An 18117-nucleotide genomic window follows, 5' to 3' on the forward strand; every position below is an offset into this window, starting at 1 on the left:
TTCATGGCACGCTCAAAAGAAGAACGGGTGCACTCCGTATTTGAAAGCATTTCCGACAACTATGATAAAATGAATTCCGTGATCAGCTTCAAAATGCATCTTGCATGGAGGAAGGACACGATGAAGCGGATGAATGTCCAGCCAGGTTCAAAAGCCTTGGATGTTTGCTGTGGAACCGCTGATTGGAGCGTTGCTCTTGCGGAAGCCGTAGGCAAAGAAGGACATGTGACAGGTCTGGACTTTAGCAAAAATATGCTGAAAATCGGCCAAAAGAAAATCAAAGAACTAAACCTATCAAATGTGGATCTCATCCATGGCAATGCTATGGAATTGCCGTTTCCGGATAATAGCTTTGATTATGTGACAATCGGATTTGGACTTAGGAATGTTCCTGATTATTTGCAGGTCCTGAGTGAGATGCGCAGGGTACTTAAGCCCGGTGGGATAGCGGTCTGCCTTGAAACTTCCCAGCCGACCATGCCGGTTTACAGGCAGCTATATTTCTTTTATTTCAGGTACATAATGCCGGTATTTGGGAAACTATTCGCAAAGAGTTATGAAGAATACTCCTGGCTTCAGGAGTCAGCCAGGGACTTCCCGGGCATGAAAGAACTGGCTAGAATGTTTGAAAAAGCCGGTTTTACAAAAGTAACGTATAAAGCATATAGCGGCGGAGCGGCAGCAGTCCATTTTGGATACAAGGATTAAATTGTTATCCATCACCATTGGGAAGTTGTCCCACATTAATCCCACATATATGCACAGAGTTTTAAGGCGGAAATCTTACTGCCTCGTTAATGCAGGAATGTATGATTTCCGCCAGTATTAGGAAAAGCAGGGTGATGCAATGAAATTAAAAATGATGACCTCATTTTTAAACTCCGACCTTACATTGATTGAAAAAACGCTAGAAGATACAATACAGGCGGATTCCATGCTGTTACGGCAAGCTTCGCTGCATACCCTGCAGGCGGGTGGAAAACGGATCCGCCCTGTTTTTGTTTTGCTGGCTGCTAAATTCGGGAACTATGAAATTGACCGGATTAAAAATGTAGCCGTTTCCTTAGAGCTTATCCACATGGCTTCCCTGGTACATGATGATGTTATTGATGATGCAGAGATTCGCAGAGGACAGCCAACAATTAAGGCGAAATGGGACAATCGGATTGCGATGTATACAGGCGATTATATCCTCGCTCTTTCGCTTGAAGTAATGACCAATATTCATAATGCTAGTGCCCATAAGATACTTGCGAATACCATTGTTGAAGTTTGTGTTGGAGAAATTCAGCAGATTGAAGATAAATATCGCTTTAATCAAACGATGAGGGATTATTTCAGGCGGATTAAGCGGAAAACCGCACTGCTGATAGCGGTAAGCTGTGAGCTTGGGGCAATTGCGGCTGACGCAGATAGAAAAATCAGCAGGAAATTATACCTTTTTGGATATTATGTTGGAATGTCCTATCAGATAATTGATGACATCCTAGATTTCACAGGAACCGAAAAGGAACTGGGTAAGCCTGCTGGAGGAGATTTGCTGCAGGGCAATATCACTGCCCCTGTCCTTTATGCGATGGAGGATCCTGCTCTTAGGGAAAGGATCGTCCAAGTAAGCGAGCATACTAACCCAGAAGAAATGAAGGAAATTATTGAACTGATCAAGGATTCTAGTGCTATAGAAAAATCATTTGCGCTAAGCAATCGTTATCTTGAGAAAGCTCTCTCTATCCTGGAAACTTTGCCGCAAAACAAGGCGAAGAAAACTCTGTATGATATTGCGAAATATATTGGAAAACGAAAATACTAAAATGCGCCCTATAAGGGCGTTTTTTATTTGTCATGTTTTAAGATATTATGTTCTAACCATTGTTGTTTTGAGTCGCAGCTAGACAGGATCCCTAGGCCGCCTGTGGAAACGAAACGCCTCAATCCAGGGAAAGAGCCGCCTGTCTCTGTGATGTTAAATCAAGGATGCTTTCCTTTGTGTCCCTGCGATTATTATTTTGGATCTTCCCTTTGTACAGCGGAAATCAACAACGTTGTTTCATAGCTTGAAAAAACCATACATTTTAACGTGAGAAACTTGATTGCATCACATATGACAATAGGCAATCCCGTTCAACCTTGCGAAATTTTCTAAACAATGTTACTATTTTCGTGGATTGCCATACTATGCAATCATCAATACATACATACTTTTTTAGGAGTGGAAAAATGGAAAAGACATTTTTAATGGTCAAGCCCGATGGAGTTCAACGTGGGGTAATCGGAGAAATCGTTGCACGTTTTGAGAAAAAAGGATTTCAACTTGCCGGAGCAAAATTAATGAGCATTCCGCGCGAAATTGCGGAGGAGCATTACGGGGAACATAAAGAACGCCCATTCTTCGGTGAGCTTGTAGATTTTATTACATCAGGACCTGTATTCGCCATGGTATGGCAGGGGGAAAATGTAATTGCAACCGCACGCCAGATGATGGGTAGCACGAATCCAAAAGATGCCGCTCCTGGCACAATTCGCGGGGATTTCGGCCTAACTGTTGGAAAGAACATCATCCATGGTTCGGATTCACCAGCCAGCGCAGAAAGAGAAATCGGGATTTTCTTTAAGGAAGAAGAACTTGTTCAGTACACAAAATTAATTAATGAGTGGGTATACTAAGCTCGGGGGGCACTTTCCATTGCGAAGTGCCCTTTTTGTATCCGTTTTCAGGATGAGAGCACAAGTGCCTTCGTGAAAGGCAAAGAACGCCTCAATCCAGGGAAAGAGCCGCCTGTCTCTGCGATGTTAATTCACGGATGCTTTCCTTTTTGTCCCTGCGAAGATTATTATAAGGAACTTCCTTAGTGGTCATCACCGTGAAAATGGAGAGCTTTCGACTGGGATAAAGTGAAACTTCCATCAACGATTTCTGGGAAGTCTTCCTTGTGGAGCAAGAGGTAGACAAATTACAAACTTATAGACTCTGATAGTCTCCAAACAACTTTTGTCAGAGTGGTTCCCTTGGCGGGGTTCACTGGTATGGGTATAATAAGCAATAATATATGGAGAAGGGGAAATGAAGATGAGATACATGACAGCAGGCGAATCGCATGGACCACAATTAACGGTGATTATTGAAGGCGTACCAGCAGGAATGCCTATTACCGCTGAACAAATCAACAAAGAACTTGCCCGCAGGCAAAAGGGTCATGGCCGGGGAAGGCGGATGCAAATTGAAAAGGATACTGTTGAAATTGCTGGCGGGGTCCGCCATGGAAAAACTCTTGGTTCCCCAATTGCATTGATTATAAAAAATGATGATTGGAAGCATTGGACTGGCATTATGGGTTCGGAACCAATTGATGAAGATGCTGAAGCAGGCATGAAAAGGAAAATATCAAGGCCGCGTCCAGGCCACGCCGATTTAAACGGTGCCATTAAGTATGGGCATAGGGATATTCGGAATGTCCTTGAACGATCCTCTGCCCGGGAAACCGCAGCAAGAGTTGCTGCTGGTGCGGTAGCAAAGGCCCTTCTATCCGGAGCTGGCATTGAAATAGGCTCCCATGTTGTTGAAATTGGGGGAATTAAAGCTGAAAGCAGCCCAATGGCGGTGAAGGAGATACAAGTCAAAAGTGAAAACTCACCAGTTCGCTGTCTCGATCCTAAGGCAGAGGGCTTAATGATGGGCGCTATTGATCAAGCAAAAGAAAATGGTGATTCTATTGGCGGCGTTGTTGAAGTTATCGCAGAGGGAATGCCAGCAGGAGTAGGCAGTTATGTCCATTATGACCGAAAGCTGGATTCGAAAATAGCAGGTGCAATGATCAGCATAAATGCTTTCAAAGGTGTTGAATTTGGAATTGGTTTCAAAGCGGCAAGTATACCTGGCTCCCAGGTGCATGATGAAATTCTTTGGACCGAGGAAAGTGGCTATACACGGAGAACCAATCGGCTTGGAGGATTTGAAGGCGGAATGTCGACTGGGATGCCCGTAGTGGTTCGTGGGGTTATGAAGCCGATTCCAACGCTTTATAAGCCGCTTCAAAGTGTTGACATTGAGACGAAAGAGCCATTCACCGCCAGTATTGAGCGTTCAGACAGCTGTGCTGTTCCCGCCGCGGCAGTCGTAGCTGAAAGTGTCGTTGCATGGGAACTGGCTTCTGCAATTGTGGAACAGTTCCAATCTGACAGGTTTGATTTGTTTTTGGAGAATATGAAAGCCTACCGGGAATCATCGAGGCTTTTTTAATGGAAACTATTTACATCAGTACAGGCGACAAACAATATCCAGTAATCATTGGCCAAAATGCAATAGCTGAATTAAAGCCGTTCCTGCAAGATAAGTTTTCTAGTCTTACCAAATTACTGGTCATTACAGATGCCAATGTTGCTCCCCTATATTTAAAGACACTTCTTGATAGGTTGCAGGATTATCCTGTCTCTGTATTTACTGCTCCTGGCGGTGAAAAGGGGAAGACGATAGAGACGTATTATAAAGGGATGACAGCAGCACTTGAAGCGGGGCTTGACAGGAAATCACTCATACTTGCCCTTGGCGGGGGAGCAGTTGGTGACCTGGCAGGGTTCATCGCGGCGACTTTTATGCGGGGAATAGCCTTTATCCAACTGCCAACAACAATCCTGGCACATGATAGTTCAGTAGGCGGGAAGACAGGGATTAACCATCATCTTGGTAAAAATCTAATCGGTGCCTTTCATCAGCCTGTTGCGGTATTTTATGATATGACATTCCTGAATAGCCTCCCGGAGCATGAGATGCGCTCAGGATTCGCAGAGCTTATTAAACATGCCCTTATTGGCAATCCGGATCTATATCAATGGTTAAAATCAACGATTAAAGACCTCTCACAAATAACAGCAGGCCAATACGAAACCATGCTTGCAAAAGGAATAAAGGTTAAGGCGGATGTTGTATCGGAAGATGAACGTGAACAGGGAATTAGGGCATACCTCAATTTTGGGCATACCCTTGGCCATGCAATTGAGGCAGAAGCAGGATTTGGCCATATAACTCATGGAGAAGCGGTCATGCATGGGATGCTTTTTGCCTTGAAATTGAGTCAGGTTAAAAGCGGGCTTCAGTTTGATACGGAGGAGTTTATTACCTGGATAAGCAGACTTGGATATCAAACAAGACTTCCAGAAGGGCTTACTATGGATGGCTTAATTTTAAAAATGAAAAAAGACAAGAAGGCAGTAGGTGGGCGGCTTCGCTTTGTATTATTGAAAAAGCTAGGTGAACCAATCCTTAGCGAACTTGATACCGAATTCCTTCAACAAGAGCTAAAGCTTTTACTTTAATTGCTTTGTTAATGATCTTTTGATTATAAGCATTGTTGATTGGAGCGGAAATCAACATTATTTTTAAATAAGATAAAAAATTATAAAAACACTGACTTTCCGTTTTCGCTGTGTTACAATTAAAAAATAAATCCAAATACTTTATCGTGGTAATGCGTCTAAGTATAAAAGAGGTGGAAGTATGCGGTGGAAAGAGCAGATGCTTTCCTTAAAGCCTTATCAGCCAGGAAAGTCAATAAAATCAGTAAAAGAAGAATATGGTTTACAGTCAATTGTGAAACTTGCCTCAAATGAAAACCCATTTGGCTATTCAAGTCGGGTTGCCGAAGCCTTAAAAGAATATCAACTTTCATTGGAAATTTACCCTGATGGCTCTGCGGGAGAGCTCCGTTCAGCACTAGCCGAAAAACTCGGTATTAACGATTCCCAACTTATTTTTGGGAATGGTTCCGATGAACTCATCCAAATTATTTCTAGGGCACTGCTATATCCTGGAGCAAATACAGTCATGGCTGCGCCAACATTCCCACAGTATCGTCACAATGCCATCCTTGAGGGTGCAGAAATACGTGAAGTTCCGCTTGTGAATGGAGATCATGATTTGTACGGGATGCTGCAAGCGATAGACGAAGAAACAAATGTTCTCTGGCTCTGCAGCCCGAACAATCCAACAGGAACTTATATTCCCGAGGGAGAACTTCTTGCTTTTTTGGAAAAAGTGCCTCCACAAGTGCTAGTGGTACTTGATGAAGCCTATTACGAATATGTCGTAGCAACTGATTTCCATGATTCGGTTGCAATTGTCAATCGCTTTCCTAATGTTATTGCATTAAGGACTTTTTCAAAAATATATGGTCTTTCAGGCCTTCGGGTAGGCTATGGGATTGCGGATGAATCCATTATCCAGGCATTAGAACCTGCGCGTGAACCTTTCAATACAAATTCACTTGGCCAGTTTGCCGCCAGTGTCGCACTAAAGGACCAGGATTTCATTCGTACCTGCCGGGAAAAGAATAGACAAGGGTTAGAGATGTTTTACAGGTTTTGTGAAAAATGGGACCTTGACTATTATCCTTCACAGGGAAACTTCATACTTGTAAATGTCCAGCAGGATGCAAACCGTGTTTTTCAATACTTGCTTGAACGCGGATTCATTGTCCGTTCCGGGGCAGCATTGGGATTCCCTGAGAGTGTAAGGATTACTGTTGGATCTCAGGAACAGATTGAGGGAATCATCAATGTTTTTGGAGCATTCCTTGAAAAAGAAAGCCAGGCTAAAGTATAGGGGAGTGCGGACGTGAACGGAAAGGTTTTTATTATCGGACTAGGGTTGATAGGTGGATCTTTGGGCCTTTGTATAAAGAAGGCCCATCCGGCCTCAACCGTGATTGGGTATGATATCAGGAGCAGGCAGGCCAATCTCGCAGAAATGCTTGGGCCAGTAGATAAAGCCGTAGGAACCATCCGGGAAGGCGCGGAAGAAGCCGATTTAATCATCATTTCAGCGCCGGTAAGGGAGACGGAGAGGATTCTGCAGGAATTGACTACCTGCACTCTTAAAGACACAGCCATTGTCACTGATACGGGGAGTACGAAGGATAAAATTTTTCAAATATCCGAACCGTTAAGGAAGCAGGGGATTTCGTTCATCGGCGGCCATCCGATGGCTGGGTCACACAAGAGCGGAATTACGGCTGCAAAAGAAAATTTATTTGAAAATGCATTTTACATATTATCACCAGATAAGGAAGAAAAGCCTGAGAACGTTTCAGCCTTAAAAAATTGGCTTGTTGGAACGAACGCAAAATTTCTGGAACTTCCACCGGGCGAGCACGATTTTCTTGCTGGTGTGATTAGCCACTTTCCTCATATTATTGCCGCCTCGATTGTCCACCAGACAGAAAAGCTTTCTGGTGACCACCCACTTCTGCCAAGGCTGGCGGCTGGAGGTTTCAAGGATATTACCAGGATAGCTTCAAGCAGTCCCGAAATGTGGAGGGATATTCTTCTTCACAATAAAGAAACTCTTGTTTCACTGCTTGATATGTGGACCAAGGAAATGGATTCTGTTAAATCCTTGCTAATCGATTCAAATGAAGAAGCTATTGCTGCTTATTTTGCTGATGCAAAAACGTTCCGTGATGCTCTTCCAGTAAATAAGAAAGGTGCAATTCCGGCATTTTATGATTTGTTCGTCGATATACCCGACTATCCCGGGGTTGTTTCGGAAATTACTGGCTATCTTGCAAAAGAAAATATAAGCATAACCAATATTCGAATCATTGAAACTCGTGAGGAAATCTACGGCGTTCTAGTAATCAGCTTCCAGACAGCTCATGATAGGGAGAAAGCTGTGAAGTGCATACAGACATATACAACCTTTCCATTGGAATATGAAATTTAGAAATGACCGGAGGCGGCGTATGGACACTAAAATACTTACACCGGTTACATCAGGTTTATCAGGCAGTATAGCGATACCCGGCGACAAATCGATTTCTCACCGGGCCATTATGTTTGGCGCGATAGCTTCTGGTAAAACGACAGTTAAAAACTTTCTTACGGGAAATGACTGTTTGAGCACAGTTTCCTGTTTTAAAAACCTTGGTGTTGACATTGATGTAAATGGTACAACAGTTGAAATAGCAGGAAAAGGGATCGACGGGCTTACAGAGTTCAATGGAACCCTCGATGTTGGGAATTCAGGTACAACGATCCGGCTAATGATGGGACTTCTTGCTGGAAGGGCATTTCCTTCGAAATTCACAGGAGATTCATCCATTGCCAAAAGGCCGATGAGCAGGGTAACCGATCCTTTAAAGGAAATGGGCTGTAAAATAGACGGAAACGATAATGGCAAGTATGTACCGATTACTGTGCAAGGCGGCGGTTTAAAAGGCATCACCTATACGCTTCCTGTTGCTAGTGCACAAGTGAAATCGGCACTTCTCCTTGCTGGGCTCCAGGCGGAAGGGGAGACGGTCATTACCGAACCAGCACCAACAAGGGACCATACTGAAAGAATGATTCGCCAATTCGGCGGTACGGTTAATGTATCAGACAATAAAATTCGGATTAATGGTGGACAACAACTCAAAGCAGCTGATATCACGGTGCCAGGAGACATTTCATCCGCCGCATTTTTTCTCGTTGCCGGAGCAATTGTACCCAATAGTAGAATAGTTCTTAAAAACATAGGATTGAACTGGACTAGAACTGGAATTATTGAGGTTCTTGAAGAAATGGGCGCTTCTATTAAAATCAGCCAATCTGACAGGGAAGCCAACGAACCAGCAGGTGATATAGTTGTAGAAACGTCAAGTTTGCGTGCTGCAACTATTGGGGGCAGCCTAATTCCAAGGCTGATTGACGAGATCCCGATCATCGCTTTGCTAGCCACCCAGGCAGAAGGAGAGACGGTTATCAGTGACGCCCGTGAACTCCGTGTAAAAGAAACGGACCGGATTGAAACAGTTGCCAGCGAACTTCGTAAACTTGGAGCAAAGATAGAAACAACTGAAGATGGGATGATTATAAAGGGCGGTACCAGATTGAGGGGAGGAAGGGTATCTTCCCATGGCGATCACCGGATTGGGATGATGCTGTCAATCGCTTCACTAATATGTGAAAATGAGGTAATTGTTGAGGATGCAGATTCCATTGCTGTATCTTACCCGGACTTCTTTAAAGATCTCGACAGTCTTAAATAATATAAGTGTATTTACAAGGCGCAGTCGACAACTGCGTCTTTTTGAATTTGATATAAAACTAAAATTTCTTTACTATATATTGACCACCTCCCGTCCAGAATCCCTGCATAAAACACATTCCCAAGCATAGCTTGTCTTAAGAGAAGCATGGGGGTGGGACAATGACTTATATCATTGAAAATGCAGTGATACTTAGGGGTGACAAATTATCCAGGGAATCAATTATGACTGATGGGACTGTAATCGAAGCGATTCGGCCTGACCTGTCGCGCTATACTTTTACCAAAATGAATGTCGATGGTTTCATAATGACACCAGCTTTTTCTATACTTGATGGTTCAATTTTGGCTAATGATAACGCGGTACAGTCTTTGCATGGCTATTTAATGAGTGGTGTAACAACGGTTATAACCTATATACAGATTCAATATGAACGTGAGCTGCATATCAAATTGGAGGAAGCGCACAGACAGCTTGAAGAATCACCGGCCGATTATGCGATTGCTGTTAAAATCCCCCTCTCAGGCCTTACCCCAGCCATTGTCAGGGAATGTAAAAGAAGAAAGGTTCCTGCAATTTTTGTTGAAGTGCCATCAGGAGCTTTTTTGGACAAGGCAGCCTGGGGATGGATTAGGGAAGCAATGTTCCCGGGCAACTGCCCGCTTATTCCAATCTTCAATGAAAGTGAAAATGGCTCAGAAAAACAACTGCTATCAAAATGGAAAAAGACAATGACTTCAGAGAAGTTGCCAAGTGTCCTGCATGAATTGAGAGAAAACATCCCATTATCCCCATACGAATTAAATAAATTGGGCATCTATCCTCAGCGCTCCAGCCTGCTCCATAAATCAGAATTAAGTTATAATCTTTATATAGACGATTTTGAAGCTGAAAATGTTGATGAAGCTTCAATGTTTCTTTATCATAGGAACAGGCTTGCGATAACCGTGAGGAGAGGCCAAATCATTCGCCATGGTGATCATGCAGGATTTTCAATAATGAATGGCGAACATATAAGAATAAAGACACATTCGTATTACTCTTTTTGAAATAAGCTGTGTTAACGGATATTGCTGATTTATTGGCATTGATTGGAGCGGAAGGTGTGAAGACTCGTTGATGATTATTCTCAGGAGCTTCCCTTTGTGCACCCCGAAATCAACAATGTTGTTTAACATAGCCGTGTAAATAAGGAATAGAGGCGGAAAAATCTAATGGATCGAATTAAAAAAATTATTGCCATGCTGGAAAATGGACAACATACAGAAGCTATCAATGAATATAATGAAGTATTAAAAACTGGGTCAGCGGATGAAAAATTCCTTCTTGGAGAGGAATTCCTCCAATATGGTTTTCTCGAGGAGGCAATCTCTTTATTTGAAAACCTTCTTTTGTATTATCCTGGTGAAGGTGAAATCATGGTCCTTCTTGCAGAAGCTTATATTGACAATAATCAGGAGGAAAAAGCAATCCTGCTCCTTGAGGACATCGAACAAGATGACCCTTCCTATGGCGAAGCTTTATTGTTATTGGCGGATTTATATCAGATGGATGGACTTTATGAGGTAAGTGAGAGGAAATTAATCGCTGCTAAAGAATCGTTGCCGAATGAGCCTGTGATTGATTTCGCCCTTGCAGAACTGTACAGTACGATGGGGGAAGTAAAAAAAGCACTACATTTTTATGATGAAGTATTAAAGGACAGCGAAACAATAGCCGGTGTCAATATTCATGAAAGGCTAGCGGAAATTCTGAGTGCATCTGGTTCTTTTGAGGAGGCTCTGCCCCATTTTGAAAAGGCTCTGGAAGACAAGCTGGAAATCAATACTTTATTCGGCTTTGCATTTACAGCTTTGCAAGCGGGATACAGCCGTATTGCAATAGACAAGTTCACCGAATTAAAAAGCATCGATCCCGAGTATCACTCATTATACTTGTATTTGGCAAAGGCACATGAGCAGGAAGAAGAACTCCAGCAGGCGTTTGAGATTGTTCAAGAGGGAATAAGGCTTGATGATTTTAATAAGGACTTGTTTTTCTTTGGTGGAAAAATTGCTCTGAAGCTTGGTCTCGAAGATAAATCAGAAGAACTGCTCCGCGGTGCAATCGCACTGGATCCTGGGTTTTCTGAGGCGGCGCTTACGCTCAATAAGCTTTTCATACATCAGGAGCGATACGCTGACGTAATTGACTTGATTGGAGAACTAGACCTGGCAGAACATGCCGAGCCCCAATTCCTTTGGGATGCTGCTATCAGCTATAACAAACTCGAGGATTATAAAAAGGCATCAGACAATTATGAGAATGCATACACTTTCTTTAAGAACAATGAAAATTTTATGAATGATTATGGATATTTTCTAATAGAAGAAGGAAAAACGGGTAAGGCTGCCGAAGTTTTTAGTAAGTTATTAAATATTGATCCAACAAATGAGGAATATGCCGAATTGGTTGAACGGCTTTCACAGGAATAAAGAAGTTATTAAGCAGAGGAGGGAAATGATCATGGCAACCCCTGTATCTGTCAACGAGAAAAAAGACTTTATCAGATGGTTTTTGAACCATTATCAATTAAAAAGGCGAGAATGTGTTTGGATCCTCAATTATCTTATGAGCCACGACCAACTGATGGAAAAGGTGCATTTTGTTGATCAGGCACAATATTGCCCCAGGGGCCTTATCATGTCCACTCATTGCACAGACAAAGTGCCGTTTCGCTTTTATAAGGAAAATATAATGACAACCGATGCTGAGAAGTCTTTTCATGACATCAGGCTGAACAGGGAGGAAGAAATATATATCCAGCTCAATTTCAACGCCTCCAATAAAGTTCATCAGTATGCGGCTGTTCTTGAAGATAACCCTTATATGCCAAGGCATTTGCAGGTGAATGAAAAGGATAAGGTAATTGCGGAACAGTTCCTCAACTATAGTATCCAGCGTTTTAATGAGGAAAAACTGCTCCTTCTGATTGATGAGGCACTTGATAAGCAGGACAAAGAAGCATTCCTTCTCTTTACCGAACAATTGAACAGAATGAAAAAGCCGCACCAATATGAAAACCAATTGTAGGCGGATTTCCCAATAAGGGAAGCAAACGTTGTTATTAGGATGGAAGGCTCGCCAAACGCGGGCTTTTTTTTTGTATAGGGACAGGCGTTCTTTGCCCGTCACGAAGGCGCTTGTACTTTTGTTCTTTTTTTACTTTTAATTCACTTTCGCACTTTAAGGATGGTATGATGGAAACAGTTACAGAACAAAGGAGAGAAATTGGATGAAATGGGTTTCACAGGATATTGCTCAATACATACAATCAAAAGAATATATTGATACCGCAATTGTTCCGCTGGTGCCAGTTGGTTTAGGGGACAAGATGCTGCAGTCTGCCTCGATGTCCGAATTTATTGGAATTCTGTCTTTAGGACTTGAAAGGCAATTTGCTGGGAGAGCGCTACTGTTGCCTTCTTTTACATATTTACATACTGAAAATCGCCAGGAAATTGAGGTGCGGCTGAAACTTTGGGAAACAGGTCTGCAAGAGGAGGGTCTCCCCCATATATTTTTTGTGACCTCGGACCAAGTATGGATCCAGTCCAAGGACGTACTTGCGGGTACATTGCTGTGGCTTCCATCATTGCCGTTAGCAAGTATGGATGATCAACAAAAGAAAATGCTTGTCAACGAACAGGTGAAACAATTGTCTGAGCTTTTCACAGCGAAATGGCGAGAAGAAGATAAATAATAAATTATTCAATCCAGCAATGAATTTTACTTCTGCCATCCATAATGGGCATTTTTAACACAATGTAACAATAAAAAAAAGCAAGAAATTAAAGAAAAATGTAAAGTTCACAAAATAGTATAATATTGACCTTGAATTCAGATTGATATATCATGATAATGTCCTAGTTAAAATTAGTAAAATGTACGGACTTAACGTGTGAACAGAGGGGGGAGAAGCATGAGTAAGCATCGAGTTTCAAGAAGGCAGTTCTTAAGCTATACTTTAACAGGCGTTGGGGGATTCATGGCCGCTGGCATGCTAATGCCAATGGTTCGCTTTGCCATTGATCCAATGCTAAAAGCCGACAGTGCCGGGGATTTTATTCCGACGTCACAAAAAATTGCAGACCTGACCGAGGAGCCGGTCCGGGTAGATTATTCCTTCAAGCAAAAGGATGCTTGGTATGAATCCGAAGTGACCCAAACTGCTTGGGTTTATAAAAACGAGGAAGGCAAAATTATTGCCCTTTCACCAGTTTGTAAACACCTTGGCTGTACTGTCGGCTGGAACAACAGCCCGGATTTTAAAAATGAGTTCTACTGCCAATGCCATGGGGGGCGTTATGAAAAAAGCGGTAAGCTTATACCGGGAACACCGCCAATCAACTCGCTTGATATGTACCCGGTTCGGGAAAAAGACGGCTACCTTTATTTAGGCAAGCCGGAGCCATGGAAGGAGGTCTAGCCAGTGTTAAACAAGATTTATGATTGGGTAGACGAGCGTCTCGATATAACGCCGCTCTGGCGCGATATTGCTGACCACGAGGTGCCTGAGCACGTTAACCCAGCCCATCACTTTTCAGCATTTGTATACTGTTTTGGCGGACTCACATTCTTTATTACCGTCATTCAAATCCTGTCCGGAATGTTCCTGACCATGTATTATGTTCCGGATATTAAAAATGCTTGGCAATCTGTTTATTATCTTCAAAATGAAGTCGCTTTCGGCCAAATCGTCCGAGGTATGCATCACTGGGGTGCAAGCCTTGTCATCGTTATGATGTTCCTACATACATTAAGGGTATTCTTCCAGGGAGCGTATAAAAAGCCTCGTGAACTGAACTGGATTGTTGGCGTACTTATCTTCTTCGTTATGCTTGGTCTTGGACTTACAGGCTACTTATTGCCATGGGATATGAAAGCGCTATTCGCAACAAAGGTTACATTGCAAATTGTCGAATCTGTTCCATTAATTGGACCTTATCTAAAAGCCTTGATGGCAGGACACCAGGAAATTGTTGGTGCACAGACGATTTCCCGCTTCTTCGCTATCCACGTTTTCTTCCTGCCTGCTGCTCTGTTGGGACTTATGGGAGCACACTTCCTTATGATCCGTAAGCAGGGTATCTCGGGACCGCTATAAAATTGACCTTCCATCAGGATGGGGTACTTTTCTCACTGATAGGTTAGGAATCCAATCGGCCCTTTACCGGCAGTTAATACTTTGCCTGGATTCTACACAACTCTTTGAATCTTGCAGAGGTAGTTATTGCGCGTTAAAGGTAGGATAAAAACTTGTGGCGGGACTTTTATAGTCCTGCTCTAAATGACGATAAAGGAGGGGGATTTTTCGATGCATCGCGGAAAAGGTATGAAGTTTGTTGGCGATTCACGTGTGTTGGCGCCTTCTGAGCGTAAACCGATGACTCCCAAAGACTATTCGGAATACCCTGGAAAAACAGAAGCCTTTTGGCCAAACTTCCTCTTAAAGGAATGGCTGGTTGGCGCAGTTTTCCTGGTTGGTTTTCTATGTTTGACGGTGGCGCATCCATCACCGTTGGAAAGAATTGCAGATCCGACGGATGCGGGCTATATTCCGCTTCCTGACTGGTATTTTATGTTTTTGTACCAATTGTTGAAATATACGTATGCTTCGGGACCATATAATGCAATCGGTTCAATGGTTATACCTGGCCTTGCATTCGGGGCATTATTGCTAGCTCCATTCATTGATAGGGGACCTGAACGGAGACCTTCCAAACGCCCTGCTGCAACAGCTTTCATGCTTCTCGCTGTCGCAGGGATCTTCTACCTTACATGGGAAGTTGTTGACACTCATGACTGGGCAGCTGCAAAGCGCCAGGGGGCAATTGTGGAAGGCGCCAATATTGATAAAGATGCCGAAGGATATAAAATTTATCAGGATCAGGGTTGTATCAGCTGCCATGGGGCTGAACTTCAGGGTGGTGCCGGTGGCGTTAAGCTAATCGATGCCGGCTTTGATGCAGAGCACATCTCAAAAGTTGCGGTTGAAGGTAAAGGTAAAATGCCAGCTGGCATGTTTAAAGGTACTGATGAAGAACTGAAAGTTTTATCCGAATATATCGCGAACTTAAAGAGCGAATAAACTTGAGGCCGGTGGGGTAAACCACCGGTCTTTTTTATGCAGGGGCGGAGCTGCGTGGCCATACATTTAATACACCTTAGGCTTTTAAGGCGTTAAAAAAGGAGTACCTCTCCAAGGAGGAAATTCTTTGATGTATTAAGAAAAAACACTGTTATGATTAATACTTTACTGAACACCAAAAATCAGGCACTTCAGCGTAAATTTATATATCAATTTTACAAAACCTACACATGCTGTTTAAGAGTTGATTGTAGCGTAGTTCCTGAAGACTCCTGAGGGAAAAGCTGGCCAGGGGAGACCCGCAGGCGTGGGTTTCGCTAAGGAGAATGAAATGCGTAAGTGCCTTGGTCAGCCCCGACAAGCGCTGGAGGGCTTGAAGGAGAAGTCGCTCTTTGACTTCACCTGAGGGACCGAAGCGACCTCGAGGGGCTAGGCACTGAAGCAAGACTGGCTCCCGGAATGCCCGCGGAAAGCGAAGGGCACGAAGCGAAAGTCAACATGCCTTTCCCGCCAGAATTAGATCTATGATGGAATGTTCTTTTGCGGTTTTCAATTTTGTGATACCATCAACCCATACATATTTTACGTAAAGGCGGAAATTTTTTATGAATCGTTTATACCCTCTCCTTGCTTATAGGCCAATGCTTATGCTCCTTCTAGTTGTAAATATTTTCGGTACAATATACGGATATATTTGGTACGGGTGGCAGCTGGACGAAACGCCTGCAAAATTTTTGATTTTCGTACCCGACAGCCCAACAGCAAGCCTCTTTTTTGTATTTGTATTAATTGCTTTTCTATTAAAAAGAAATTGGCCGCTAATCGAGGCACTGGCAATCGTAACATTGATCAAGTATGGTATTTGGGCAGTTGTAATGAATTTATTAGTATTCGCCGTAACGGACAAGCTGGATTTGATTGCTTGGATGCTTATGCTGTCCCACCTGGCTATGGCAGTGCAAGGTGTCCTTTATGCGCCCTTCTACAGGATAAAATCCTGGCATCTGGTAGTTGCTGCTTTATGGACTTTACATAATGATGTTATTGATTATGTTTTCTTCATGCTCCCCAGGTATCCGGTTTTGGATAGGTTTATCCCTCAGATTGGATATTTCACGTTTTGGCTATCGGTTGCATCAATCTTCATTACCTGGTATTTATGTGTAAGGCCTAAACGGTTCAAACTCAATTTATAAACTAAAAATTCAATTAGTGGCTATTTTCGACTGAAAGGAATTAGAGAACAGCCATACTACTAACTTAAGAGGCTGTAATCCCCAGGATGCTCCTTAACCGATAAAAATTTATCCCTTGGCATACCTATTAATTTATTATTTGGATAAGTTCTATACTTGTCCTTTTTTTCATACATTTTTACTAGTATGAGAGGGGTGCCAATATATGAAGATTAGATGCTTCCTTATAATTCTTTTATCATTTACTTTTCCAATTGCAGCTCTTGCAGAGGAAAACCTCGCCAACGTAGAAAAGCTAGATGCAATTTCAGACGATGCGTTCCAAATGGTCAAGAATCAGCGATATGAGGATGCGCAAAAATTATTAAGTAATTTTTCCAGGGAATTCGAGCAAATGTATGATGGCAATATTCCGTTCACTCTCGATGAATTGAGGATTGTTTCAGTTTCCCGGGACGAAGCAATGGAAGCCGCCGCCAGTCCTACCATGGAATATCAGGAAAGACTAAATAAAGTCACAAGCTTCCGTTTAGTTATTGATGCTTTGTCGACATCTTCTGAGCCTCTTTGGTCCGAGATGGAGGACGAGGTAATGGGCGCGTTTGGAATGGCAAAAAAGGCTGCCGTAAAAGGTGAGGCTTCACAATATCATGCTAATTTGAATTCATTTCTTGCATTGTATGAACTAATTTATCCTAGCATGAAAATTGATGTTCCCAAGGAACAGCTCCAGCAGGTAGATGCAAGAGTCCGCTCGGTTGAACGCCTACACACAACGCTTCCAGCCAGCCAGAATGATTTAGAGGAATTTGAAGTTCTCGAGTCGAGCCTTCAGGATATTTTTGAAGGTATTGAAGAGGATGAAGCTGATCCTTCGCTATGGTGGGTGATTATCTCGACAGGCAGCATTATTATTCTGACATTGTCGTATGTCGGCTGGCGAAAATATCAGGGTGATAAGGAAGTTACGCGAAAACGCCGCGGGCTAAAAGATTGACATTATTCCCCCTCGTTCGGTAAAGTTATATTAACTAACTGGACAGGGGGTTCAACATGTTTTTAATCTATTTTGCGATAATAATCCTCATCCCGTTATGGGCACAAATGAGGGTCAAAGGGGCATACAAAAAGTACTCGAAGGTCTCCTCATCCTCCATGAAGACTGGGGCGGAAGTTGCAAGAGAAATTCTTCACGCCAATGGGCTTTATGATGTAAGGATTGAAGAAGGACGCGGTTTCTTGAGTGACCATTACGATCCTAGGGCAAAGGCTATCAGGCTTTCACCTGACATCTACCATGGCCATTCTCTAGCTTCCACAGCTATTGCTGCCCATGAAGTCGGGCACGCCATCCAGGATGGCGAGAATTATGCATTTCTCAGGTTCAGGCATGCGCTTGTTCCTGTTGCTAATATTGGTAGCAACTTCTCCTGGATCCTGATCATAATTGGAATGCTTGCCTATATGAGTGAACTGCTTTTGCTAGGAATCATATTCATGGCGGCGGCAGTACTGTTCCAAATCGTCACTCTTCCTGTTGAATTCAACGCTTCAAGCAGGGCACTGGATCAAGTTGTTTCACTTGGGATCATCCGGAATGAAGAAGAGCGTCCTGCGAAGAAGGTCCTTGATGCGGCAGCACTGACCTATGTGGCAGCAGCAGCGGTTGCGGTACTAGAATTGTTAAGGCTTGTTTTGATTTATACCGGCATGACACGTGACGAATAGAAAGAGCGGGGACTAATTCCCCGCTCTTTTGCTTTGTTTTTAG

Annotated in this window: 18 protein-coding genes; all 18 read left to right on the forward strand. The window is 43.0% G+C overall.

Going from position 1 to position 18117, the window contains the following annotated elements; translation table 11 throughout:
• Positions 1–3: 3 nt before the first annotated feature.
• The 18 genes from AM500_RS10175 (at position 4) to AM500_RS10260 (ending at position 18074) form a co-directional block, all read left to right on the forward strand.
• Positions 4–708 carry a demethylmenaquinone methyltransferase gene (locus tag AM500_RS10175; RefSeq protein WP_053599110.1) on the forward strand — a complete coding sequence of 235 codons (705 nt, stop codon included), beginning with the start codon at positions 4–6 and terminating at the stop codon, positions 706–708.
• Between the two features lie 139 nt (positions 709–847).
• On the forward strand, positions 848–1810 hold the full coding sequence (gene hepT / locus AM500_RS10180; protein WP_053599111.1) for a heptaprenyl diphosphate synthase component II: 963 nt from the start codon (positions 848–850) through the stop codon (positions 1808–1810).
• 407 nt (positions 1811–2217) lie between these two features.
• A complete protein-coding gene (ndk, locus tag AM500_RS10185; RefSeq protein ID WP_053599112.1) occupies positions 2218–2664 on the forward strand; it encodes a nucleoside-diphosphate kinase in 447 nt (148 codons plus the stop codon).
• Between the two features lie 403 nt (positions 2665–3067).
• Positions 3068–4237: a chorismate synthase gene (gene aroC, locus AM500_RS10190; protein WP_053599113.1), complete on the forward strand. Its 1170-nt coding sequence runs from the start codon at positions 3068–3070 to the stop codon at positions 4235–4237.
• A complete protein-coding gene (gene aroB, locus AM500_RS10195; protein ID WP_053599114.1) occupies positions 4237–5310 on the forward strand; it encodes a 3-dehydroquinate synthase in 1074 nt (357 codons plus the stop codon). The genes aroC and aroB overlap by 1 nt, the downstream gene beginning before the upstream one ends.
• 181 nt (positions 5311–5491) lie before the next feature.
• A complete protein-coding gene (hisC, locus tag AM500_RS10200; RefSeq protein ID WP_053599115.1) occupies positions 5492–6595 on the forward strand; it encodes a histidinol-phosphate transaminase in 1104 nt (367 codons plus the stop codon).
• 12 nt (positions 6596–6607) lie between these two features.
• Positions 6608–7714, forward strand: coding sequence for a prephenate dehydrogenase (locus AM500_RS10205; RefSeq protein ID WP_053599116.1), 1107 nt, complete (start codon positions 6608–6610; stop codon positions 7712–7714).
• 19 nt (positions 7715–7733) lie between these two features.
• On the forward strand, positions 7734–9020 hold the full coding sequence (aroA, locus tag AM500_RS10210; RefSeq protein ID WP_053599117.1) for a 3-phosphoshikimate 1-carboxyvinyltransferase: 1287 nt from the start codon (positions 7734–7736) through the stop codon (positions 9018–9020).
• A 161-nt stretch (positions 9021–9181) separates the two neighbouring features.
• The gene (locus AM500_RS10215) at positions 9182–10069 is read left to right on the forward strand and encodes a hypothetical protein (RefSeq protein WP_053599118.1); all 888 of its coding nucleotides are present in this window, start codon (positions 9182–9184) and stop codon (positions 10067–10069) included.
• Between the two features lie 165 nt (positions 10070–10234).
• Positions 10235–11494 carry a tetratricopeptide repeat protein gene (locus AM500_RS10220; RefSeq protein ID WP_053599119.1) on the forward strand — a complete coding sequence of 420 codons (1260 nt, stop codon included), beginning with the start codon at positions 10235–10237 and terminating at the stop codon, positions 11492–11494.
• 31 nt (positions 11495–11525) lie between these two features.
• Positions 11526–12092: a ReoY family proteolytic degradation factor gene (locus tag AM500_RS10225; RefSeq protein ID WP_043933610.1), complete on the forward strand. Its 567-nt coding sequence runs from the start codon at positions 11526–11528 to the stop codon at positions 12090–12092.
• A 202-nt stretch (positions 12093–12294) separates the two neighbouring features.
• Positions 12295–12762, forward strand: a complete 468-nt coding sequence (locus tag AM500_RS10230; RefSeq protein ID WP_053599120.1) for a YpiF family protein — start codon at positions 12295–12297, stop codon at positions 12760–12762.
• A gap of 219 nt (positions 12763–12981) precedes the next feature.
• Positions 12982–13488 carry a QcrA and Rieske domain-containing protein gene (locus AM500_RS10235; RefSeq protein WP_053599121.1) on the forward strand — a complete coding sequence of 169 codons (507 nt, stop codon included), beginning with the start codon at positions 12982–12984 and terminating at the stop codon, positions 13486–13488.
• Between the two features lie 3 nt (positions 13489–13491).
• Positions 13492–14166, forward strand: coding sequence for a menaquinol-cytochrome c reductase cytochrome b subunit (gene qcrB, locus AM500_RS10240; RefSeq protein ID WP_043933613.1), 675 nt, complete (start codon positions 13492–13494; stop codon positions 14164–14166).
• A 210-nt stretch (positions 14167–14376) separates the two neighbouring features.
• Positions 14377–15150, forward strand: coding sequence for a menaquinol-cytochrome c reductase cytochrome b/c subunit (locus AM500_RS10245; RefSeq protein ID WP_053599122.1), 774 nt, complete (start codon positions 14377–14379; stop codon positions 15148–15150).
• Positions 15151–15755: 605 nt separating this feature from the next.
• Positions 15756–16346: a lipoprotein heptaprenylglyceryl N-acetyltransferase LhaT gene (locus AM500_RS10250; protein WP_053599123.1), complete on the forward strand. Its 591-nt coding sequence runs from the start codon at positions 15756–15758 to the stop codon at positions 16344–16346.
• 205 nt (positions 16347–16551) lie between these two features.
• Positions 16552–17343, forward strand: a complete 792-nt coding sequence (gene ypjB, locus AM500_RS10255) for a sporulation protein YpjB (protein WP_053599124.1) — start codon at positions 16552–16554, stop codon at positions 17341–17343.
• A gap of 56 nt (positions 17344–17399) precedes the next feature.
• Positions 17400–18074 carry a zinc metallopeptidase gene (locus AM500_RS10260; RefSeq protein WP_043933617.1) on the forward strand — a complete coding sequence of 225 codons (675 nt, stop codon included), beginning with the start codon at positions 17400–17402 and terminating at the stop codon, positions 18072–18074.
• The last annotated feature ends 43 nt before the right edge of the window (positions 18075–18117 follow it).

This window comes from Bacillus sp. FJAT-18017 (genome assembly GCF_001278805.1).
Classification (GTDB): Bacteria; Bacillota; Bacilli; order Bacillales; family Cytobacillaceae; genus Bacillus_D.

Bases quoted from the DNA above. Each gene is read 5' to 3' on its own strand.
- AM500_RS10175 (WP_053599110.1), top strand. From the start codon at position 4: ATGGCACGCTCAAAAGAAGAACGGGTGCACTCCGTATTTGAAAGCATT.
- hepT (WP_053599111.1), top strand. From the start codon at position 848: ATGAAATTAAAAATGATGACCTCATTTTTAAACTCCGACCTTACATTG.
- ndk (WP_053599112.1), top strand. From the start codon at position 2,218: ATGGAAAAGACATTTTTAATGGTCAAGCCCGATGGAGTTCAACGTGGG.
- aroC (WP_053599113.1), top strand. From the start codon at position 3,068: ATGAGATACATGACAGCAGGCGAATCGCATGGACCACAATTAACGGTG.
- aroB (WP_053599114.1), top strand. From the start codon at position 4,237: ATGGAAACTATTTACATCAGTACAGGCGACAAACAATATCCAGTAATC.
- hisC (WP_053599115.1), top strand. From the start codon at position 5,492: ATGCGGTGGAAAGAGCAGATGCTTTCCTTAAAGCCTTATCAGCCAGGA.
- aroA (WP_053599117.1), top strand. From the start codon at position 7,734: ATGGACACTAAAATACTTACACCGGTTACATCAGGTTTATCAGGCAGT.
- AM500_RS10215 (WP_053599118.1), top strand. From the start codon at position 9,182: ATGACTTATATCATTGAAAATGCAGTGATACTTAGGGGTGACAAATTA.
- AM500_RS10220 (WP_053599119.1), top strand. From the start codon at position 10,235: ATGGATCGAATTAAAAAAATTATTGCCATGCTGGAAAATGGACAACAT.
- AM500_RS10225 (WP_043933610.1), top strand. From the start codon at position 11,526: ATGGCAACCCCTGTATCTGTCAACGAGAAAAAAGACTTTATCAGATGG.
- AM500_RS10230 (WP_053599120.1), top strand. From the start codon at position 12,295: ATGAAATGGGTTTCACAGGATATTGCTCAATACATACAATCAAAAGAA.
- AM500_RS10235 (WP_053599121.1), top strand. From the start codon at position 12,982: ATGAGTAAGCATCGAGTTTCAAGAAGGCAGTTCTTAAGCTATACTTTA.
- AM500_RS10245 (WP_053599122.1), top strand. From the start codon at position 14,377: ATGCATCGCGGAAAAGGTATGAAGTTTGTTGGCGATTCACGTGTGTTG.
- AM500_RS10250 (WP_053599123.1), top strand. From the start codon at position 15,756: ATGAATCGTTTATACCCTCTCCTTGCTTATAGGCCAATGCTTATGCTC.
- ypjB (WP_053599124.1), top strand. From the start codon at position 16,552: ATGAAGATTAGATGCTTCCTTATAATTCTTTTATCATTTACTTTTCCA.
- AM500_RS10260 (WP_043933617.1), top strand. From the start codon at position 17,400: ATGTTTTTAATCTATTTTGCGATAATAATCCTCATCCCGTTATGGGCA.